Source organism: Pseudomonas sp. VE 267-6A, from assembly GCF_024126555.1.
Classification (GTDB): Bacteria; Pseudomonadota; Gammaproteobacteria; order Pseudomonadales; family Pseudomonadaceae; genus Aquipseudomonas; species Aquipseudomonas palmensis.
In genome coordinates, this window is the sequence record NZ_JAMYBY010000029.1 from 1 (window position 1) to 21,151 (window position 21,151).

General features: G+C 65.6%; 19 protein-coding genes and 1 riboswitch. Of the genes, 6 read left to right on the plus strand and 13 right to left on the minus strand.

Annotated elements, in window-relative coordinates; genetic code table 11:
- Positions 1–86: 86 nt before the first annotated feature.
- The 9 genes from NJH59_RS24630 to NJH59_RS24670 form a co-directional block, all read right to left on the minus strand.
- The gene (locus NJH59_RS24630; RefSeq protein WP_043863554.1) at positions 87–797 is read right to left on the minus strand and encodes a membrane integrity-associated transporter subunit PqiC; all 711 of its coding nucleotides are present in this window, start codon (positions 795–797) and stop codon (positions 87–89) included.
- Between the two features lie 172 nt (positions 798–969).
- The gene (parC, locus tag NJH59_RS24635; RefSeq protein ID WP_054915737.1) at positions 970–3,234 is read right to left on the minus strand and encodes a DNA topoisomerase IV subunit A; all 2,265 of its coding nucleotides are present in this window, start codon (positions 3,232–3,234) and stop codon (positions 970–972) included.
- Positions 3,235–3,244: 10 nt separating this feature from the next.
- A complete protein-coding gene (locus NJH59_RS24640; protein ID WP_043863556.1) occupies positions 3,245–3,763 on the minus strand; it encodes a TIGR02281 family clan AA aspartic protease in 519 nt (172 codons plus the stop codon).
- Positions 3,760–4,746 carry an esterase-like activity of phytase family protein gene (locus tag NJH59_RS24645; protein WP_058541604.1) on the minus strand — a complete coding sequence of 329 codons (987 nt, stop codon included), beginning with the start codon at positions 4,744–4,746 and terminating at the stop codon, positions 3,760–3,762. Before NJH59_RS24645 ends, NJH59_RS24640 begins: the two co-directional genes overlap by 4 nt.
- Positions 4,743–6,647 carry a DNA topoisomerase IV subunit B gene (gene parE, locus NJH59_RS24650; protein ID WP_253087426.1) on the minus strand — a complete coding sequence of 635 codons (1,905 nt, stop codon included), beginning with the start codon at positions 6,645–6,647 and terminating at the stop codon, positions 4,743–4,745. Before parE ends, NJH59_RS24645 begins: the two co-directional genes overlap by 4 nt.
- A gap of 36 nt (positions 6,648–6,683) precedes the next feature.
- On the minus strand, positions 6,684–7,292 hold the full coding sequence (locus tag NJH59_RS24655) for a YqiA/YcfP family alpha/beta fold hydrolase (protein ID WP_043863559.1): 609 nt from the start codon (positions 7,290–7,292) through the stop codon (positions 6,684–6,686).
- A gap of 147 nt (positions 7,293–7,439) precedes the next feature.
- Positions 7,440–8,255, minus strand: coding sequence for a 3',5'-cyclic-AMP phosphodiesterase (gene cpdA, locus NJH59_RS24660; RefSeq protein WP_253087427.1), 816 nt, complete (start codon positions 8,253–8,255; stop codon positions 7,440–7,442).
- 85 nt (positions 8,256–8,340) lie between these two features.
- Positions 8,341–8,793 carry a DUF1249 domain-containing protein gene (locus NJH59_RS24665; RefSeq protein ID WP_043863561.1) on the minus strand — a complete coding sequence of 151 codons (453 nt, stop codon included), beginning with the start codon at positions 8,791–8,793 and terminating at the stop codon, positions 8,341–8,343.
- Positions 8,784–9,401: an NUDIX domain-containing protein gene (locus NJH59_RS24670; protein ID WP_043863562.1), complete on the minus strand. Its 618-nt coding sequence runs from the start codon at positions 9,399–9,401 to the stop codon at positions 8,784–8,786. The genes NJH59_RS24665 and NJH59_RS24670 overlap by 10 nt, the downstream gene beginning before the upstream one ends.
- A 182-nt stretch (positions 9,402–9,583) precedes the next feature.
- Here NJH59_RS24670 and NJH59_RS24675 point away from each other — a divergent pair, with 182 nt between their 5' ends.
- Positions 9,584–10,330, plus strand: a complete 747-nt coding sequence (locus tag NJH59_RS24675; RefSeq protein ID WP_043863563.1) for an RsiV family protein — start codon at positions 9,584–9,586, stop codon at positions 10,328–10,330.
- On the opposite strand, the gene cytX is transcribed toward NJH59_RS24675, so the two are convergent.
- Both cytX and thiC read right to left on the minus strand, forming a co-directional pair.
- Entirely contained in the window at positions 10,299–11,582 is a 1,284-nt protein-coding gene (gene cytX, locus NJH59_RS24680; RefSeq protein WP_253087428.1) for a putative hydroxymethylpyrimidine transporter CytX, read from the minus strand. The two genes, NJH59_RS24675 and cytX, sit on opposite strands and share 32 nt — an antisense overlap.
- A gap of 129 nt (positions 11,583–11,711) precedes the next feature.
- On the minus strand, positions 11,712–13,592 hold the full coding sequence (gene thiC / locus NJH59_RS24685; protein ID WP_054915742.1) for a phosphomethylpyrimidine synthase ThiC: 1,881 nt from the start codon (positions 13,590–13,592) through the stop codon (positions 11,712–11,714).
- 145 nt (positions 13,593–13,737) lie between these two features.
- Positions 13,738–13,843: riboswitch (TPP riboswitch) on the minus strand.
- A gap of 142 nt (positions 13,844–13,985) precedes the next feature.
- On the opposite strand from thiC, the gene NJH59_RS24690 reads away from it, so the two are divergent.
- A complete protein-coding gene (locus NJH59_RS24690) occupies positions 13,986–15,416 on the plus strand; it encodes a TolC family outer membrane protein (protein WP_043863566.1) in 1,431 nt (476 codons plus the stop codon).
- Between the two features lie 78 nt (positions 15,417–15,494).
- Here NJH59_RS24690 and waaA read toward each other — a convergent pair whose 3' ends face one another.
- Positions 15,495–16,769 carry a lipid IV(A) 3-deoxy-D-manno-octulosonic acid transferase gene (gene waaA, locus NJH59_RS24695; protein WP_253087429.1) on the minus strand — a complete coding sequence of 425 codons (1,275 nt, stop codon included), beginning with the start codon at positions 16,767–16,769 and terminating at the stop codon, positions 15,495–15,497.
- A 14-nt stretch (positions 16,770–16,783) separates the two neighbouring features.
- Complete coding sequence (locus NJH59_RS24700; RefSeq protein WP_043863568.1) at positions 16,784–17,674, minus strand: LysR family transcriptional regulator; 891 nt, start codon at positions 17,672–17,674, stop codon at positions 16,784–16,786.
- 85 nt (positions 17,675–17,759) lie between these two features.
- Here NJH59_RS24700 and NJH59_RS24705 point away from each other — a divergent pair, with 85 nt between their 5' ends.
- From NJH59_RS24705 to NJH59_RS24720, 4 genes are all read left to right on the plus strand, one after another.
- Positions 17,760–18,092, plus strand: a complete 333-nt coding sequence (locus tag NJH59_RS24705) for a multidrug efflux SMR transporter (RefSeq protein WP_043863569.1) — start codon at positions 17,760–17,762, stop codon at positions 18,090–18,092.
- A gap of 68 nt (positions 18,093–18,160) precedes the next feature.
- Positions 18,161–19,336 carry an FAD-binding oxidoreductase gene (locus tag NJH59_RS24710; RefSeq protein ID WP_078479863.1) on the plus strand — a complete coding sequence of 392 codons (1,176 nt, stop codon included), beginning with the start codon at positions 18,161–18,163 and terminating at the stop codon, positions 19,334–19,336.
- Positions 19,333–20,145, plus strand: coding sequence for an aldo/keto reductase (locus NJH59_RS24715; protein WP_253087430.1), 813 nt, complete (start codon positions 19,333–19,335; stop codon positions 20,143–20,145). The genes NJH59_RS24710 and NJH59_RS24715 overlap by 4 nt, the downstream gene beginning before the upstream one ends.
- A gap of 40 nt (positions 20,146–20,185) precedes the next feature.
- Entirely contained in the window at positions 20,186–21,139 is a 954-nt protein-coding gene (locus tag NJH59_RS24720) for a metal ABC transporter ATPase (RefSeq protein WP_088514711.1), read from the plus strand.
- The last annotated feature ends 12 nt before the right edge of the window (positions 21,140–21,151 follow it).

Sequence of the window (21,151 nt, forward strand, 5' to 3'; positions counted from 1 at the left end):
CAAAACGCCCGATGCGGTGCATCGGGCGTTTTGAGGCCTATCGGCCTACCTGAACAGGTGTAAACCTATTTCAGGACTAGACACGGTTAAAACCGGAACACTTCCATCTCGGTACGAATCGGTGTCGCCATCGGAATCTTCGGCTTCTCCGGCTCCTTGCGCACCTGCTGTACCGGCGTGGCCTTCTTCGGCTGTTCCTGCACGATCGGCGGCTGATTGGCCAACGGCTTCAACGCCACGCTCAGCTGCTCGGCCAGACGCTGCAGCAGTTGCCCCTGCGCCTGTACCTGCGCCGCCGAGCTGCCTTCATGGGGCTGCTCGAAATGCACGATGCGGTTGTCACGCACCTGACCGCGACGATCAAGCAAGCGCCACTGGGCATCGAGGATCGCCGGCTGGCCGACGCCCGAGTCCAGGCGCGTGATCGACAGCAGCACCTGCACATCCGGGTTGAACCCGGTGCTGGCCGGTGCCAGCACCACACGCTGGCTGTCCAGGCGCCAGGCCAGCTGGCGCACCAGCAACTGGTCGATGTCGGCCGACAGGCTGCCCGCCCAGCGACCATCGGTCGCCGCCGTCAGGCTGCCGTCACGCTGGCGTTGCAGCAGGGTTTCGCGTTGCAGGTAGTCGGCCACCGAGACCGGCCCCAGCACCACGGCCATGCCGTTGCTCTGGCCAGGTTGCCCCGGCTCGCCACTGTCGAGCTGATACAGCGCTACCGGCTGGTGCATGCTGCACCCGGCCAAGCCCAGCACGCCACTGAGCAGTAGAACAAATGGAAGGCGCAGAAAAGTCATCATCCCATCCAGGCGGCCGCCACACGGCTTGCCGCAGTGATACTCATGAATACGTCGGGCACACAGCTACGCTGGCACCACAAGGGGCCTATCATCCGCGAAAGTTCCGTGCGACTCCAGTGTTTAAGCCGCAAACGGTCACTAAAATACCCGTTTGCGGCCACCAGGTCGCTTATTCGACGTTTTCCACCAGCAGCGCATCGACCCGCTGGAAGCCGCGCGGCAGCTTGTTGCCACGCCGCCCACGCTCGCCCTTGTAGTGCTCCAGATCATCGCCCTTGAGCGACAGGGTACGCTTGCCGGCCTGCAATACAAGGGTCGAACCCTCGGGAATCACTGCCAGGTCGGTGACAAATTCTTCACGACTAGCCACGCGGTCGCCCGGAATGCCGATGATCTTGTTGCCCTTGCCCTTGCCCAGCTGTGGCAGGTCGCTGATCTTGAACACCAGCAGGCGCCCTTCGGTGGTCACCGCCGCCAGCCAGTCCTGCTCGCGGTTGCCCACCGGGCGCGGCAGGATCACCTTGGCGTTGTTCGGCAGGCTCAACAGGGCCTTGCCGGCCTTGTTCTTGGCCTGCAGGTCTTCGCCCTTGACCACGAAGCCGTAGCCGGCATCGGAGGCAATCACGTACAAGCCGTCATCCTCGGGCATCAGCACGCACTCGAACGAAGCACCGGGCGGCGGGGTCAGGCGACCGGTCAGCGGTTCACCCTGGCCCCGTGCCGACGGCAGCGTATGCGCCGGCACCGAGTAGCTGCGGCCGGTGGAGTCGATGAACACCGCGTACTGGTTCGAGCGCCCCGCGGCTGCGGTCTTGAAGCCGTCGCCGGCCTTGTACGAGAGCCCGGTGGCATCGATGTCGTGGCCCTTGGCCGAACGTACCCAGCCCTTCTCGGACAGCACCACCGTGACCTTTTCGTTGGGCAGCAGGTCGTGCTCGGTCATCGCACGGGCTTCGGCGCGCTCGACGATCGGCGAGCGACGGTCGTCGCCATAGGTTTCGGCGTCCTGCAGCAGTTCGGTGCGCACCAGTTTCTTGAGCTTGGCTTCGCTGCCCAGCAGCGCCAGCAGCTTGGCCTGTTCCTTGAGCAGTTCGTCCTGCTCGTTGCGCAGCTTCATCTCTTCCAGACGGGCCAACTGGCGCAGCCGCGTGTCGAGAATGTAGTCGGCCTGGATCTCGCTCAATGCAAAGCGCTCGATCAACCTGGCCCGCGGGTGCTCCTCGGTACGGATGATGTGGATCACTTCATCCAGGTTGAGGTAGGCGATCAGCAAGCCGTCCAACAGGTGCAGGCGACGCTCCACCTTGTCCAGGCGAAACTGCAGGCGACGGCGCACGGTCTGCACGCGGAACTGCAGCCACTCGACCAGCAGCGTGCGCAGGTTCTTCAACTGCGGCTTGCCGTCCAGGCCGATGATGTTGATGTTGACCCGGTAGCTGGACTCAAGGTCGGTACTGGCGAACAGGTGCTGCATCAGCGCTTCGTGGTCGACGCGGCTGTGCACCGGGATGATCACGATGCGGCACGGGTTCTCGTGGTCCGATTCGTCACGCAGGTCGGCCACCTGCGGCGCCTTGGACGGCTTGGCCTGCATCATCGCGGCGATCTGTTCCAGCACCTTGGCGCCCGACACCTGGTGCGGCAGCGCGGTGACCACGATGTCGCCGTCCTCGATGTGGTACACGGCGCGCATGCGCACCGAGCCACGGCCGGTTTCGTAGATTTTCAGCAGGTCGGCGCGCGGGGTGATGATCTCTGCTTCGGTCGGGTAGTCCGGGCCCTGGATGTGCTCGCACAGCTGTTCGACCGTGGCCTTGGGCTCGTCGAGCAGGCGCACGCAGGCGGTGGCCACTTCGCGCAGGTTGTGCGGCGGCACGTCGGTGGCCATGCCCACGGCGATACCGGTGGTGCCATTGAGCAGGATGTTCGGCAAACGTGCCGGCAACACCAGGGGCTCGTCGAGGGTACCGTCGAAGTTCGGGCCCCAGTCCGCAGTGCCCTGGCCCAGTTCGCTGAGCAGCACCTCGGAATAGCGCGACAGGCGCGCTTCGGTGTAGCGCATGGCCGCGAAGGATTTGGGATCGTCCGGCGCACCCCAGTTGCCCTGGCCGTCGACCAGGGTGTAGCGATAGCTGAAGGGCTGCGCCATCAGCACCATGGCTTCATAGCAGGCCGAATCGCCATGCGGGTGGAACTTGCCGAGCACGTCACCGACGGTACGCGCCGATTTCTTGTGCTTGGAATCGGCGTCCAGGCCCAGTTCGCTCATGGCGTAGACGATGCGTCGCTGCACCGGCTTCAAACCGTCGCCGATATGCGGCAGCGCACGGTCCATGATCACGTACATGGAATAGTTGAGGTAGGCCTGTTCGGTGAAGTCAGCCAGTGACCGGCGCTCTACGCCATCGAGGCTGAGATCAAGGGAGTCGCTCATGCGGGCCTCATCATTTCAAGGTCTGGCGCAGCAGCAAGGTGCCGCCGCGCTGGGTAAATTCGAGTCGTTTCAGGGCACTCATGCCCAGCAGTACCTGCTCGCCGTCCAGCCCCGGCACCACCAGGGCGCGTACGTCGCGCAGCAGAATATCGCCCAGTTGCAGGCTGTCGAGGCGGGTGCGATAGCCCTCGGTACGACCATTGGCGGTACTCAGGGTCACGGGCGCACCACGCTCCAGGCTGAACTGCCGGGCCAGGCTCTCGGGGATCGCCACGTCGGTGGCGCCAGTATCCAGCAGAAAATGCACGGCCTGGCCGTTGATCAGACCGTCGGCCACAAAATGCCCCTGGCCATTGCCCAGCAGCCGCACCTCGACATAGCCATCGCCGTGCTGCGAGCTGATCTGGCTGTTGGGGTTGGCCTGGCGCTGTTCCCAGTCGCCGAAAAAGCGCGTGGCCAGGAACAGCCCGGCCGCCCACGCCAGCACCAGCATCACCCGGCCGGCACGCTTGCCCGGTGCCTGGCTCACGGCTTGGCGCTCCAGCCGCCCTGGGGCGCTGCAAAGCGCCACACGATCGGGCGGTTTTCGCCATCGGCGCGGCGACCGCCGTTGTTGTCCAGGCCTATCCAGGCACCCTTGGCATCGATCACCAGGGCCTCGGCCAGGCCGAACGGCTGCGAGTACTGCCGCGATTCGATCAGGGCATCGGCAGCGAACGACCAGCAGCGCTCCACGCTTCCAGTGTCGGCATCACGCCGGCAGATACGGTAGGCGTTGCGCTCCAGGGTGAACAGCTTGCCTTCGAACAGCGCCAGGTCGGCAAAATCCCGGGGCCGCTCGCGGGCATTGGGCATCTGCGCAGGCTGCATCTCGGTGCCGGCCTCGCTGAGCAGCACGCAGCCATCACCGCAGTGCCAGGTGGTCTGCTGGCGATTGATCGAAATCAGCCCGCGGCGCTCGCGCTCGGCGGCCAGCCACAGGCGATCGCCGGCCGGGTTCACGGCGATGCCTTCGAACAATGCATTGAAGTGCAGCAGCATGCCGCTGGCGCGCGCCTGGCGGACCATGCTCGGGTCGATCTTCAGCCAGCTGGGGTCGCCTGCGACCGGTACCTTGAGCACCGCCACATGGGTTTCGCTGACCAGGTAGTGATTGCCTGCGGCATCGCAACTGATGCCTTCGAAATCCAGCTCGCCGCCGCGCACGTAGGACATTGCCCAGTTGCTCGAGCGCAGGCCCCAGGGCAGGCCGCTGTCCGGCACCGGCGGCACCTCCAGGCGAATACCTTCGGCCTGCCACACCGTCTGGGTGGTGTCCAGGCGGTACAGCAGGTCGTCGTCGCGGTCCGAGACGGTCCAGAGCTCGCCGTTGCACAGGGCCAGCCCCGACAGGTTGCCGCCACGCATGCCCTCTACCGGATGCTCGCTCTGCATCGCCAGCTCCGGCCAGGTTTCGGCCAGCGCCGGCACGCCCAGCAGTGACAACAGCGCTGCCAGGCACCGAGCGATCAAGCCAGTACCTCGGCCAGGTTGCCTTTGGACTCCAGCCAGCTCTTGCGGTCGCCCGCACGTTTCTTGGCCAGCAGCATGTCCATGATCTCGCGGGTGCCTTCGAGGTCTTCCAGGGTCAACTGCACCAGGCGCCGGGTGTTCGGGTCCATGGTGGTTTCACGCAGCTGCGGCGGGTTCATCTCGCCCAGGCCCTTGAATCGGGTGACCTGCGGCTTGCCGCGCTTCTTCTCGGCCACCAGGCGGTCGAGGATGCCGTCGCGCTCGGCCTCGTCCAGGGCGTAGTAGATCTCCTTGCCCAGGTCGATGCGGTACAGCGGCGGCATCGCCACGTACACGTGGCCGGCCTCCACCAGCGGGCGGAAGTGCTGCACGAACAGGGCGCAGAGCAAGGTGGCGATGTGCAGGCCGTCGGAGTCGGCGTCGGCCAGGATGCAGATCTTGCCGTAGCGCAGCTGGCTCATGTCGGTGGCACCGGGGTCGACGCCGATGGCCACCGCGATGTTGTGCACTTCCTGACTGGCCAGCACTTCGCCGCCGTCGACTTCCCAGGTGTTGAGGATCTTGCCGCGCAGCGGCAGGATGGCCTGGAACTCCTTGTCGCGCGCCTGCTTGGCCGAACCACCGGCCGAGTCACCCTCGACCAGGAACAGCTCGGCGCGCATCGGGTCCTGCCCGGCGCAGTCGGCCAGCTTGCCCGGCAGTGCCGGGCCCTGGGTCACGCGCTTGCGCTCGACCTTCTTGCTCGCCTTGAGCCGGCGCCCGGCGTTGTTGATCGCCAGTTCCGCCAGTTGCATGCCCACTTCGGGGTGGGCGTTGAGCCACAGGCTGAAGGCATCCTTGACCACGCCGGAAACGAATGCGGCGGCCTCGCGGGACGACAGGCGCTCCTTGGTCTGGCCGGAGAACTGCGGCTCCTGCATCTTCATCGAGAGCACGAAGCTGATGCGCTCCCACACGTCCTCGGGGGCCAGCTTGACCCCGCGCGGCAGCAGGTTGCGGAACTCGCAGAACTCGCGCATGGCATCGAGCAGGCCCTGGCGCAGGCCGTTGACGTGGGTGCCGCCCTGGGCGGTGGGGATCAGGTTGACGTAGCTTTCCTGCACGCTGTCGCCGCCTTCGGGCAGCCACAGCAAGGCCCAGTCCACGGCCTCCTTGTTGCCCGCCAGGCTGCCGCAGAACGGCGCATCGGGCAGGCGCAGGAACTCGCTTACCGAGTCTTCGAGGTACGAGCGCAGGCCGTCCTCGTAATGCCACTCGACCTTCTCGCCGGTGCCTTTGTCCTCGAAGCTGACCAGCAGCCCCGGGCACAGTACGGCCTTGGCCTTGAGCACATGCTTGAGGCGGCTGATGGAAAACTTGGGCGAGTCGAAATACTTGGGATCGGGCGCGAAGTACACGCTGGTACCGGTGTTGCGCTTGCCGACGGTACCGATCACTTCGAGCTCGGTGGCCTTGAAGCCGTCGGCGAAGGTCATCTGGTACTCGTTGCCGTCGCGCTTGACCCGTACCCGTACCTGGTTGGACAGGGCGTTGACCACCGAGATGCCCACCCCGTGCAGGCCGCCGGAGAACTGGTAGTTCTTGTTGGAAAACTTGCCGCCGGCGTGCAGCTTGGTGAGGATCAGCTCGACGCCCGACACGCCCTCTTCGGGGTGGATGTCCACGGGCATGCCGCGACCGTCGTCGGACACTTCCAGCGAATGGTTTGCATGCAGGATGACCTGCACGGTGCGGGCGTGGCCGGCCAGCGCTTCGTCGACGCTGTTGTCGATGACTTCCTGGGCCAGGTGATTGGGCCGGCTGGTGTCGGTGTACATGCCCGGGCGCTTGCGCACCGGGTCAAGGCCGGAGAGGACTTCGATGGCGTCTGCGTTATAGGCGCTAGCGCTGGGATTGGCCATGGGTTCTCGTCGTCAGTCGTAGGTGAAAATAATCAGTCAAAGTACAGAAAAATCGAACGCCTGGTACACCTGCGGTGCAATGCCGGCAAAGCTCAGCATGGCCGGCAGGTGCTGCGCGAAGCCCTGGAAGCTGTGGTCGCCACCGGCCTCGATGCGTAGCGCACAGGCCCGATAGAAGGCCTGGGCACGGCGGTAGTCCAGGGTTTCATCGCCCGTCTGCAGCCATACCTGAAAGCGCTCGGGGTCGCTCGGTGCGGGCACTTCCAGCTCGGCCAGGGCCTGCACGTGGTCCAGTGTCAGCTCCCAGGTTTCCCCGGTGTAGAAATTCTGCTGCGGGCCCAGGTAGCCGTCGAACAGCTGGTGCGGATTGACGGCCGGGTTGATCAGCAGGGCCTTGAGCCCGTGGCGCTGGGCCAGGTGGGTGGCATAGTAGCCCCCGAGCGAGCTGCCGACCAGCAATGGCGAACCCAGCTCGGCGATGGCACGTTCAAGCTGCGCCACGGCCTGGCGCGGATGGTTGTCCAGCAGGGGCACGCGCAGCTGCCCGGCCAGCCCCAACTGCTGCATCACACTGCTCAGCTGGCTGGCCTTGGTCGAACTGGGCGCACTGTTGAACCCGTGGATATAAAGAATCGAACCCGACATGATCGCCCCCGATGCCCATGCAACGCCCGTCGCAACGAGCACAAAAGACGCGCAGTTTAGCCTGTTCGAGAAGCCTTGAGCGGCAACTTTCAAACATCAGGTTGCAACCGGGCGGTGATACTCGGGTTCACTTGCAGCTTGCAGCGCTCAGTACCCATTGCTGCCGTAATCGACGGTGAAGGCAAAGTCGGTCACGCGCGAGACCCCGGTCTCGAGCCTGCCGTCGTCATGCAGGCGCAGCCAGCGATACCCCGGGGCCTGGTCGCCCACCTTGAAGTCTTCACTGCCCGGCTCGAACTGAATGCAGGTGGAAGGCGAAGCGAGCAGGCGTACACCGTCACGCAGCTGGTCCCACTCCTGATGGATATGCCCCCAGAGCAGCGCGCGCACCTGTGGATAACCCTTGAGCAGGTCGAACAGCGCATCGGCGTTGCGCAGCCCGATGGGCGCCATCCAGGCGCAATCGATGGAAACCGGCTGGTGATGGAAGCAGATCAGGCAATGGCGCTGCGGTGCGGCCTCCAGGGCCTGCCTGAGCAGTTGCAGCTGATCGTCTGCCAGCAGCCCCGGCACCGAGCCGCACACGGCCGAGTTGAGCATGATCACCCGCCAGGCGCCGGCATCCACCACCGGCTCGAGCAGCGCGCTGCCGCGTGCCACCTGCGCCATGGGGAACGGTTCGTCGTGATTGCCGGCCAGCCAGCGGGCTGGGGCCGGAATCCTGCCGCTGAGGGCCAGAAACTGCAGATAGGATTCGACGCTGCCATCCTGCGACAGGTCGCCGGTGGCCAGCACCAGGTCGACCACCGGCTGTTCGTCGAGTACCCGCTCGACCACACGGCGCAGGCTGTCGCGGGTATTCATGCCCAGCAGCGTGCCTTCGGCTTCGGCGAACAGATGACTGTCGGAGAGCTGCACCAGCAGCACCGAGGCGTCACGGGAAGGGATGATCGAGTGCGGCAAGGCCGTCTCCTTGGGCGGATTCTGCACGATTATGGTGGGAATGCAGGCAACGGCAAACCCCGCGCCCACGACACCGGTCACATTTTCAGCGAACCGCTTCCAGTTCGTGGCCGCAGGCCAGGCAATGGCTCAGCCACTCGCCCAGGAACAGGTTGAGCTGGGCCTTTTCGTCCGGCTGGTGCATGGCCGCATTGGGGTATGGGTAGACACTGCGAAAGCGCCGCGCATGCTCGGCACTGACCACCTCGGCCATGCGCGCGTCGTGGTACACCTGCACCTCCAGCTGCGGCACCGGCAGCCACGGCAGGCTGTGCTCCTGGCGCACGCGCAGGGTGGTGGTGTAAGGGCAGGCCAGCACCACGTCGAGCACCAGCACGCCGAGCATCTGGTCACCCTGGGTCATGCCGATGCGGCGCGAGCTCTGGGTGGTGCGCATGTCGGGCAACAGGCGCATCAGGCGCGCATAGTTGGCCTCGCAGGCAGCCTGCAAGCCGACCAGATCGACCCGGTAGCGCTCGCGCAACAGATTCACGACCACAGCCCCCTGACTTCATCACGGTTCAACGCCAGCCATTGCAGGGCGATGATGCTCGCGGCATTGGCAATGCGCCCATCGCGCACGGCCTGCAACGCATCCTCGAACGCCCAGGCCTTCACGCGAATGTCTTCGCCCTCTTCTTCCAGCCCGTGCAGGCCGCCCGCGCCGTCGCTGTGGCAACGCCCCAGGTACAGGTGCACGAATTCATCGCTGCCGCCGGGCGACGGAAAGTACTTGGTCATCGGCCACAGCGCACTGAATGTCAGCCCAGCTTCCTCCTGCGCCTCGCGGTGCGCAACCTCCTCGGGCTGTTCGTCCTTGTCGATCAGACCGGCGACCAGTTCCACCAGCCAGGGGTTGTCGACCTTGCCCATGGCGCCGACACGAAACTGCTCGATCAGCACCACTTCGTCACGCTGCGGATCATAGGGCAGCACGCACACTGCGTCGTGGCGCACGAACAGCTCACGGCTGATCTCGCGGCCCATGCCGCCGGCAAACAGCTCGTGGCGCAGGTGCAGCCGGTCGAGCCGGTAAAAGCCCTTGAAGCAGTTTTCGCGCCGCACGATCTGTACGTCGGTCGGCATGGCCTTTGGCTTGTCTGTCATGGATACCTCGTTACCCCATTACCACGTCGCGCCATCCTAACCTGCACACTGCGCGGTTTCACCCCTTTAAAACAATCGTGCGGGCTGCGAGGATAGGCGCAGCCTTTCTTGTCAGCTTAGTGGCGAACCGACGGCATTGCCGACGGTCCAAGCCCGATTACCGTTGCACTACAAGGATCATCATGTCACTTGCGAAATTAGCCTGCGTGACCGCCCTGGCCTTGACCCTGGGCGCCTGCCAGAGCCTGTTCCAGCCCAACATGCGCGTGCCGCTCGAGGTCAAGCGCGACAGGTGGGAGCACATCAAGCCGGGCTGCACCGCAGCCGACTGCCCGCTGGTGAACATCGACACGGTGCACTTCCCCACCAACCCCAAGCTCGATGCGATCGTCGAGCGCAGCCTGCTCAAGCTCACCAGCGATGGCGAGGGCGCACCGTTGCCGGCCTCGCTCAAGTCCTACGAGGACAGCTACCTGCAATCGGCCCAGAGCCGCAACAGCAGCTACCTGCAGGCCAAGGTACGCGAGCAGCATGACGGCTTGGTGATCATCGAGTTGTCCAGCTACCTGGACACCGGCGGCGCGCACGGCATGCCGGGGCGCGGCTTCATCAACTATTCGCGCCAGCAGGACAAGGTGCTGACCCTGCAGGACATGTTGGTGCCGGGCCAGGAGGCAACCTTCTGGAAGACCGTCGAAGAGGCCCACAAGGGCTGGCTGATCAGCACCGGCATGGACAAGGACGCCGAGTTCGTGAAGAACTGGCCATTCCAGAAGTCACCGCACGTCGCCCTGACCTACGGCGCGGTGGTGGTGAAGTACGAGGTGTATGCCATCGCCCCGTACTCCATGGGCCACATCGAGCTCAAGATCCCCTACCCGCGCCTGAACGGCGTGATCAGGCCCGAGCTGTTTCCCGGCCGCGGTTGAAGCCCAGCAACAGATGCAGCGCCCCTGCCAGCAGCAAGGCTGGCAGGGTGGCGCCAACGTCTGCGGCGTAATGCGCCAGCACATGGTAGGTCGCCACGCCACAGGCCCACGCCACCAGCGCCCCGTAGTGCAGGCCGTCGACCACACTGGGCAGGCGACGCCGGCGCAGCACGTAGTGGTCGCTCAGCACCACACCGAACAGCGGCGCGAACACCGAGCCGATCAGCAGCAGGAAGTTCTCGTACTGGCCCAGCGGCGCGAAGCAGGCGATCAGGGTGCACACCACGCCGATCACCAGTGCCAGGTGCTCGACCTTCACGCCTGACAGCAGGCTGCTGGACACCGCCGCCGAGTGGATGTCGGCAAAGGCCTTTTCCGACTCGTCGAGCAGCACCAGCAACAGCGGGATGCCAAAGCCTGCGCCGGCCAGCGCCAGCAGCAGGGTGCTGGCTTCGCCATCGGTGGCGAAGGCCAGGATGTAGGCCACGCCCAGGCTCATCATCCACAGGTTGCCCATGAAGTAGCCCAGTGCGGTACCCACGAACACCTGCCCCGAATGCCTGCCGAAGCGCGAGTAGTCGGCAATCAGCGGCAGCCACGACAGCGGCATGGCGATGGCGATGTCAAAGCCCACCCCCAGCGACATCGAGCCGTCCCCGGCGCGCGCCCACAGGGCAGCCAGGTCGGCCTTGGCGAACAGGTTCCAGGTCAGCCACAGGCAGGCGCCCAGCAGCAGCCAGATGCCCCATTTGCGCAAAATGCGGCGCACGAAGGTCAGCGGGCCGGCCACCGCCAGCGCGGTGGCCAGGGCGCCGAAGCACAGTGCCCACAGCAGCGGGCTGACCCACAGGCTATCGGCGCCGAAGGCCCGCGCACCGAGCAGGCTGGCGGCGTCGCGCATCACGATGATTTCGAACGCGCCCCAGCCAACCAGTTGCAGCAGGTTGAGAATGGCCGGCAGCGCCACGCCGTGGCGGCCCAGGCTCAGGCGCAGGGTGCCCATGGCCGACAGGCCGGTGTCGCTGCCGATGACGCCGGCGGCGGCCAGCAGCAGAACGCCGACCAGCGTGCCGAGGGTGATGGCCAGCAGCGCTCCGGACAGGCCCAGGCCGGGGCCGAGCAAGGCGCCGGTCTGCAGCACCATCAGGCCGATGCCGAGGGAGAACCAAAGGGAGAACAGGTCCCGCGCGCCGAAGACGCGATGGCTGTCGGGAATGGGGGAATCGGGGGAGTAGTGGCTGGGTGTGCTCACGATGAAGACTCGGCAGGAAATGTGGGTTGGATGGAAGGCCCTTTCGCGGGTCAAGCCCGCTCCCACGGGGTATCGCTGATCTCTAGGGCAGCGGCATACCTGTGGGAGCGGGCTTGACCCGCGATGCTTTCAGACCTTCTGGTACAACTGGCTGCCTTCCTGGCGGAACCGCTCGGCCTGCTCGCGCATGCCCTCTTCTACCGCCACCTCGACCGGCTGGTTGGCGGCGTATTCACGCACTTCCTGGGTGATCTTCATCGAGCAGAACTTCGGCCCGCACATCGAGCAGAAGTGCGCGACCTTGGCCGAATCCTTGGGCAGGGTCTCGTCGTGGAACGAGCGTGCGGTGTCCGGGTCCAGGCCCAGGTTGAACTGGTCTTCCCAGCGGAACTCGAACCGCGCCTTGCTCAAGGCGTTGTCGCGGATCTGCGCGCCCGGGTGCCCCTTGGCCAGGTCCGCCGCGTGCGCGGCGATCTTGTAGGTGATGATGCCGGTCTTGACGTCGTCCTTGTTCGGCAGCCCCAGGTGCTCCTTGGGCGTCACGTAGCAGAGCATCGCGCAACCGAACCAGCCGATCATCGCCGCACCGATGCCCGAGGTGATGTGGTCGTACCCCGGCGCGATGTCGGTGGTCAGCGGGCCCAGGGTGTAGAACGGCGCCTCGTCGCAGCACTCGAGCTGCTTGTCCATGTTCTCCTTGATCAACTGCATCGGCACGTGGCCCGGGCCTTCGATCATGCACTGCACGTCATGCTTCCAGGCGATCTTGGTCAGCTCGCCCAGGGTCTCCAGCTCGCCGAACTGCGCCGCGTCGTTGGCATCGGCGATCGAACCTGGGCGCAGGCCGTCGCCCAGCGAGAAGCTGACGTCGTAGGCCTTCATGATTTCGCAGATTTCGTCGAAATGGGTGTAGAGGAAGTTTTCCTTGTGATGCGCCAGGCACCACTTGGCCATGATCGAGCCGCCGCGGCTGACGATGCCGGTCACGCGCTTGGCGGTCAGCGGCACGTAGCGCAGCAGCACGCCGGCATGAATGGTGAAGTAGTCCACGCCCTGCTCGGCCTGTTCGATCAGGGTGTCGCGAAACAGCTCCCAGGTCAGGTCCTCGGCCACGCCGTTGACCTTCTCCAGTGCCTGGTAGATCGGCACCGTACCGATCGGCACCGGCGAGTTGCGGATGATCCACTCGCGGGTTTCATGGATGTGCTTGCCGGTGGACAGGTCCATTACCGTGTCCGAGCCCCAGCGGATGCCCCAGGTCAGCTTGGCCACTTCTTCCTCGATGGAGGAGCCCAGCGCGCTGTTGCCGATGTTGCCGTTGACCTTCACCAGGAAATTGCGGCCGATGATCATCGGCTCCAGCTCCACATGGTTGATGTTGGCCGGAATGATCGCGCGGCCGCGAGCGACTTCTTCGCGTACGAATTCGGCGGTGATCTCCTTGGGGATGCTTGCGCCGAAGCTGTGCCCGGCGTGCTGCTGGTCGAGCAGGCCGGCGGCGCGGGCCTCCTGCAGCTTCATGTTCTCGCGGATGGCCACGTACTCCATCTCGGCGGTGATGATGCCCTGGCGCGCGTAGTGCATCTGGCTGACGTTGGCGCCGGCCTTGGCCCGGCGCGGGTTGCGCACGTGGGCAAAGCGCAGCTTGGTCAGTTCCACGTCGTTCAGGCGCATCTGGCCGAAACTGGAGGACAGCCCGGCCAGGCGCTCGGTGTCGCCGCGCGCGTCGATCCAGGCCGAGCGCACATCGCCCAGGCCCTTGCGCACGTCGATCTGCACGGTGGGGTCGGTGTAGGGGCCGGAGGTGTCGTACACCAGCACCGGCGCGTTGGCTTCGCCGCCGAAATCGGTGGGGGTGTCGTCCAGGCTGATTTCGCGCATCGGCACCTGGATATCGGGGCGCGAGCCCTGCACGTAGATCTTGCGCGAACGGGTGAACGGCTGCACGGACTGCTCGTCGACCTTGGCCGATTCACTCAGGTGCGCGGGGTATTTTTGTTTTTGGCTCATCACAGGCTCTCCAGACGGGTTGGCAGTCGGAGTGAACCTGAAAGGCACGGGCGCACCAGGGCTGGTGCTGTGCCGAAACGGAAGATGCCACACCAGCCAAAAAGCTGAAATGACAATCCCGCAGCCGACACAAGAGGGCTCGCGGGAGACGAGCAATCTTGTTCCCTACGCAGGCGCTAACCTGATCAGGTTCAACGGGATCCGGAATTATCCGATCTCAGCCTCAACGCAAGGCACCCCGACAAGAACGCGCCCAGCATAGACCGGTGCGACGCGAAACGCCAACAGTCCAAGCACAAGCATGATAAAAGGCGCAAATAGCGGATTGTTGCAAAATGCCTGCGCAACTACACTCATCGGTTCAGAAATACTCAACCGTTCAAGGACTGCCCTATGCTGCGCAAACTTTCACTGGCCCTCGCCGTGTCGTGTGCTACCAACGGAATGGCCTGGGCAGCAGAACCGCCCCTGTCGGTACGCACCGATCTGGTCAGCGTGTATCAGGAAGCGGTGAACAACAACGCCGACCTGGCCGCTGCCCGCGCCGACTACGGCGCCCGCAAGGAAGTGGTGCCCCAGGCCCGTGCCGGCCTGCTGCCCAACCTCTCGGCCGGCGCCGAGATGATGAACAGCCGTACGAAGATCGATCACCCCTCGATCACCGCCAACCGCAGCGGCAACTCCTGGCAGGCCACCCTGGCCCAGCCGATCTTCCGCGCCGACCGCTGGTTCCAGTTGCAGGCAGCCGAAGCGGTGAACGAACAGGCGGCGCTGGAGCTGTCGGCCACCGAACAGAACCTGATTCTGCAAAGTGCCGAGAACTACTTCGCCGTGCTGCGCGCCCAGGACACCCTGGCCTCGACCAAGGCCGAAGAAGCCGCGTTCAAGCGCCAGCTCGACCAGAGCAACGAGCGCTTCGACGTGGGCCTGTCGGACAAGACCGACGTGCTGCAGTCCCAGGCCAGCTACGACACCGCACGCGCCAACCGCATCGTCGCGCAGCGCCAGGTGGACGACGCCTTCGAGGCCCTGGTGACCCTGACCAACCGCGACTACAACTCGGTGCAGGGCATCGTGCACACCCTGCCGGTGCAGGTACCCACGCCCAATGACGCCAAGGCCTGGGTAGAAACCGCCGCAAAGCAGAACCTGAACCTGCAGGCCACCAACTACGCGGTCAACGCGGCCGAGGAAACCCTGCGCCAGCGCAAGGCCGGGCACGCGCCGACGGTGGACGCGGTGGCGCGCTACCAGAAGGGTGACAACGACAGCCTGGGCTTCAGCAACCCCAACCTGACGGGCCAGAACTACCGCGGCGACGTGGAGCAGACCAGCATCGGCCTGCAGCTGAACATCCCGATCTACAGTGGCGGGCTGACCAGCTCGCAGGTGCGCGAGGCGTACCAGCGCCTGAGCCAGAGCGAACAGCAGCGCGAGAGCCTGCGTCGCCAGGTGGTGGAAAACACCCGCAACCTGCACCGCGCGGTGAACACCGACGTGGAGCAGGTGCAGGCGCGCAAGCAGTCGATCATTTCCAACCAGAGCGCGCTGGAAGCGACCGAAATCGGTTACCAGGTGGGTACGCGCAACATCGTCGACGTGCTGGATGCACAGCGCCAGCTGTACACCTCGGTGCGCGACTACAACAACACCCGGTATGACTACATCCTCGACAACCTGCGCCTGAAGCAGGCCGCCGGGACCTTGAGCCCGCAGGACCTGAATGACCTGGGTCGCTACCTCAAGCCCGACTACAACCCGGACAAGGACTTCCTGCCGCCGGACCTGGCCAAGGCGGCGCAAGCCAATTTCGAAAGGCCCTGAAACAGCTTCGCCGGCAAGGCCGGCTCCTACAGGTGTTGCGCACCCCGTGTAGGAGCCGGCCTTGCCGGCGAACAGGCCTCACGCCTTGAGCAGATTCCCCAGCCCATCCAGCAGGCGCTTCAACGCCCCCTGATTGGCCCGCATCACCCCGACCCCCGCCTCGCCCATCTTCAGTGCATCGCTGGGCAGCTCGATCAGGCGCCGAACCTCGGCCGCCAGCCCCTGGGCATCATCCACTTCGCACAACGCCCCCGCCTCGCGCAGCATCGCCGCAATCTCGAGAAAGTTGAACAGATGCGGCCCACTCAGCACTGGCCTGGCCAGTGCAGCCGGCTCCAGCAGATTGTGCCCGCCGTTGGGCACCAGGCTGCCGCCGACGAACGCGATGTCCGCCAGCGCATACAGAAACAGCAGCTCGCCCATGGTATCGCCCAGCAGTACCTGGCAATCCGCCGTCACCGGCGCACCGCCAGAGCGGCGCACCGTGGAAAACTGCGCTGCGCACAACCCATGCACCGCGTTGAAGCGCTCCGGATGACGCGGTACCAGCATCAGCAGCGCGTCCGAATGGTGCGCCAGCAACTGCCGATGCGCTGCCAGGATCACCTCGTCCTCGCCCTCATGGGTGCTTGCGGCAATCCACACCGGCCGTTGCAGCGCCTGCCACTCTTCACGCAGTGCCCTGGCGCGCACCGACAGCTGCGCATCGATGGTCAGGTCGAACTTGATCGAGCCGGTCACCTGCACGCACTCGGGCCGCGCACCGAGCTGGCGAAAACGCTCGGCCTCGGTTTCGGTCTGCACCGCGATCAGGCTCATCTCGGCCAGCATCGGCCGGGTCAGCCCGGCAAAACGCGCATAGCCCTTGGCCGAACGCGCCGACAACCGCGCATTGGCCAGCGCCACCGGTATGCCACGCCGGGCGCACTGGTGGATATGGTTGGGCCACAGCTCGGTCTCCATGATCACCGCCAGTTGCGGGCGTGCACGCTCCAGAAACCGCGCCGCCGCCCACGGCAGGTCGTACGGCAGGTAGCAGTGCTGGATGCGTGGCTCGTTTGCGAACAGCGCCTGGATGCGCTCGGAACCGGTGGGCGTCATGCAGGTGATGGTGATCGGCAACTGTGGATAACGTTGCAGCAGGGCACGCACCATCGGCGCGGCGGCGATGCTCTCGCCCACCGACACCGCATGCACCCAGATGCCCCCCGGCTGCAGGGGCGGCAGCTTCAGGCCGAAGCGCTCGGCGATGCGCCGGGCATAGGCCGGCGCCTTGCGCGAGCGCAGGTACAGGCGCAGCGCGACCAGCGGCAGGCCCAGGTGAAACAGCAGGGTATATAGGGTTCTGTTCATGGCGCCGAAGTGTACTAGCCAATGGCGCACAAATGCACTGCGAAGCGCTCGGCCAGCCAGCGCGCAGCCGGCCCCAGCGGCTCGTCGCGGCGCCACGCCAACTCCACCACCAGCGCCGGCGGGCGCCACTCGCTGGCAAGCTCCACCATCTGCTGCTGGTAGGCCGGGTACTGCACCACATGGCGCGGCAGCCAGGCCCAGCCCAGCCCGCGCATGAGCATCTCGGCCATCACGTAGAAGCTGTCGGCGCGCCAGATCTGCGGGCTGATCGGTTCGCCGCCAGGGTAGCCGCTCTGCTGGGGCGTGATCAGCAACTGACGGTGCTGCGCCAGCTGCTGGCGATTGACGCTGGCCAGTTGCGCCAGCGGGTGATGCACCGCGCACACGGTGACCATCTCCACGCTGCCCAGCGCCTGGCGCTCCAGCGCTGCAGGCATGTGCTCGTGGTGAAACATCAGGCCCAGGTCGGCACGGCGCTCCAGCAGCTTGCGCGCCACATCGCCCTGGGCCCCGCTGGCCACCTGGATTTCCAGCAGCGGGTACTGCACGGCCAGCTCGTCGAGGCTGTCGAGCACCGGCTGGAAGGGCATGGCCTCGTCCTGCGCCAGGCGCAGTTGCGCCTCCTGCCCGCGCATCAGCGCCTGCGCCCGACCGTCCAGGCGCTCGCACTGGCGCAGCAGCTCGCGTGCCTCCTCGAGCAACGCCTGGCCGGCATCGGTCAGGCGCGGCTGACGCCCGCTGCTACGCTCGAACAGCGTGACCCCAAGGTCGGCCTCGAACAACGCGATGGCGTTGCTGACCGCCGACTGGGCCTTGCGCTGCTCACGCGCCACCGCCGAGAACGAGCGCAGTTCGGCGACCCGCACGAAGGTGCGAAGCTGTTCGAGGTTCCATTGACCGTGCATGCCAGCCTATCTCCAGAATAGATAGGTAATGACTTTACCCCATTGCGCCATCCTCTAGAATGCGCGACCAGAACAGAGGACTACCATGAACGCCTATACCTACCTGGCCATCGCCATCTGCGCCGAAGTCATTGCCACCGCCTCGATGAAGGCGGTCAAGGGCCTGAGTACGCCGCTGCCCCTGCTTCTGATGGTGTGCGGCTACATCGTGGCGTTCTGGATGCTGACCCTGGTGGTGCGCAGCATTCCGGTAGGCATTGCCTACGCCATCTGGTCGGGCCTGGGCATCGTGCTGATCAGCATCGCGGCGCTGGTGATCTACGGGCAGAAACTGGATGTGCCGGCCATGCTCGGCATGGCCATGATCGTCGGCGGCGTAGTGGTGATCCAGGTGTTCTCCAAAACCACCGGGCATTGATGAGCGACAGGGTACGAAACCTCACAGGCTGTATACTGCGCTCCTGTCTTTGCTTGTGAGGTGCGTGCATGTCATCCGTTATTTCCACCGACGTGCTGATCGTCGGCGCAGGGGTCGCAGGCCTCTGGCTCAATGCCCGCCTGCGCCGCCTGGGCTACTCGACGGTGCTGGTGGAACGCGCCAGCCTCGGTGGCGAGCAGACCCTCAAGTCCCAGGGGATCATCCACGGTGGTGCCAAGTACGCCCTGCACGGTGCGCTCACCGGCGCCTCCGAGGCCATTGCCGACATGCCGCGGCGCTGGCGCGAGGCCCTGGCCGGCAACGGCGAACTGGACCTGAGCGGCGTGCGCCTGCTGTCCGAGGCGCACTACCTGTGGTCGCCCGGCACCCTGGCCGGCAACCTCACCAGCTTCTTCGCCAGCAAGGCGGTACGCGGCCGGGTCGACCAGGTCAAGGGCGACCAGTTGCCCCCTGCCCTGCAGGACCGTGCCTTCAAGGGCAAGGTGTACCGCCTGGCCGAACTGGTGGTGGACGTGCCGAGCCTGCTCGCGCGCCTGGCAGAGCTGGCCGGCGACAGCCTGCTGGCCGGTGAACATATCGAACCGCTGCATGAAGGTGACGAACTGGTCGGCTTGCGTGTCGATGGCCGCGATATCCGCGCCCAGCGCGTGGTGCTCAGCGCCGGTGCCGGCAATGCCGCGCTGCTGCAAAGCCTGGGCCTGAGCCAGCCGGCCATGCAGCGCCGACCGCTGCACATGGTCATGGCCAAGGGCCCGAGCCTCAAGCCGCTGTACGCCCACTGCCTGGGCGGTGGGCCCAAGCCGCGCATCACCGTGACCACCCACCCGGCCGCCGACGGCCAGTGGGTGTGGTACCTGGGCGGCGACCTGGCCGAAGCCGAGGGCGTTGCCCGCGAACCCGAAGCGCAGATCGCTGCCGCCCGCAAGGAGGTCGCGGGGCTGCTGCCCTGGGTCGACCTCAGTCAGGTGCAGTGGGCCACCGTGCGTGTCGACCGCGCTGAACCCGCGCAATCGGGCCTGGTGCGCCCCGACAACGCCTTCCTCGCCGACCAGCAGCGCCTGCTGGTGGGCTGGCCGACCAAGCTGGCCCTGGCACCGGACTTCGCTGACCGCGTGCTGAACAGCCTGGAACGTGACGATATCAAGCCAGGCAATCTGCCTGCCCTGCCGCCCCTGCCAAAACCGCCCCTGGCACAACCGGTATGGGAGCAACTGCTGCCATGAGCCTGCCGACCCTGCACCCCTATCACCGCCCGCTGGGCAGCACCGGCCTGAGCGTTTCCCCGCTGGGGCTGGGCACGGTCAAGCTGGGCCGCGACCAGGGCGTCAAATACCCCAACGGCTTCACCATCCCCGACGACGACGAGGCCCGCCTGCTGCTGCGCCAGGCCCGTGAGCTGGGCATCAACCTGATCGACACCGCACCGGCCTATGGCCGCAGCGAAGAGCGGCTGGGCCCATTGCTGCGCGGCCAGCGCCACGACTGGGTGATCGTCAGCAAGGTCGGCGAAGAGTTCGACGACGGCCACTCGCACTTCGACTTCAGCGCCGCCCACACGCGCCGCTCGGTGGAACGCAGCCTCCAGCGCCTTGAAACAGATTGTATCGATCTTGTACTGGTGCATTCCGACGGCAACGATCTGCGCATTCTGCAGCAGGAAGCGGTGTACGAAACCCTGGCCCGACTCAAGCAGGAAGGCAAGATTCGCGGCTTCGGGCTGTCCGGCAAAACCGTCGAAGGTGGGCTGCAGGCCCTGCAATCAGGCGATTGCGCGATGGTTACCTACAACCTCGACGAGCAGGGCGAACGCCCGGTGCTGGACTATGCTGCCGAACACGGCAAGGCCATCCTGGTGAAAAAGGCCCTGGCCAGTGGTCATGCCTGCCTGGTCCCGGGCGTCGACCCGGTGCGGGCCAGCTTCGAGCTGCTGTTTGCCCACCCCGGGGTGAGCAGTGCTATTGTCGGCACCATCAATCCCGTGCACCTGGCCCACAACGTGGGCGTGGTTGCCAAGATCCTGAGCCAGCGCTGAGCCGCCGTCGCGGCCGACCCCAACGCAAGAAGGAGCCGAGATGCCGCGCACGCTGATCCGCAAGAACCCCAGCAACTTCAAGACCCTGCCCCTGCATGTGGAAGCCGGCCCCGAGGGCCTGAGCTACCAGAGCATCGGCATGCCGCTGAACTTTGCCCAGACCCTGCAGCGGCGCAAGGCGATCCAGGTGGCCGACCCCGAGCGTTTCGCCGTGGAGCTGGCCAACCTGGGCGTTTCGGTGCGCCTCACCCTGCAGTGGCAGAACCGCGACTACTGGGTACTGGTGCGCCAGCGCCGCCAGGACCGCGGTGATGTGGTGCTCAAGCTGATCTCCGGTTACGTGCCCGCTCAGGAGCTGAACCTGCCCTTGCACACGGCCGTGCAGGAAGTGGCCGAGGAATGCCTGCTGGAGACCCCGGAAGGCTGGCTTGGCGGGCGTTTCAACGACACCTGGTTGCCGGCGCCGTACGCCGATGCGCTGCATTACCGTGAAGCGATGCCCTTCGTGCTGACCCCTCACTCGGGGGCCGCGCGACCGGTGCGCTGTGGCAACCAGCCGCTGATCGAGCGACCGCGAGCCTATGTCCACCTGCCCACGGCGTCACTGCAACTGATTTATGACCTGCGCCTGCAAGTGCCCAGGGAAGCCAAATCATTGAGCCTGTTCCATGTGGACGAGCGCCTTGAGGGCGACCAACTGGTGGCACGCCTCAACCGCAGCCGGCCAGACTTGTACCTGATGCCGCTGGAAGACGGTCAGCCGCAGGCCGAGCTGTACACCCTGAAGAAGGACCGATTGGTGCCGGCGAGTACACGTGGTATCTACCTGGCCGAAAGCTTTGCCCGGCAGGATGGCTGGCTGGTGCGTGAAGAGCGGATTCGCTGGAAGGATTGGCTGAGGCAGCAGGGGCTGGTGGGGCCCAGGCCGGACTCGAAACTTAAAAGGCTGACGGGCAAGGCCCGCCAGCTGTTGGGGCTGGCGTTGCAGAAGTAGGACGTTTTTGCA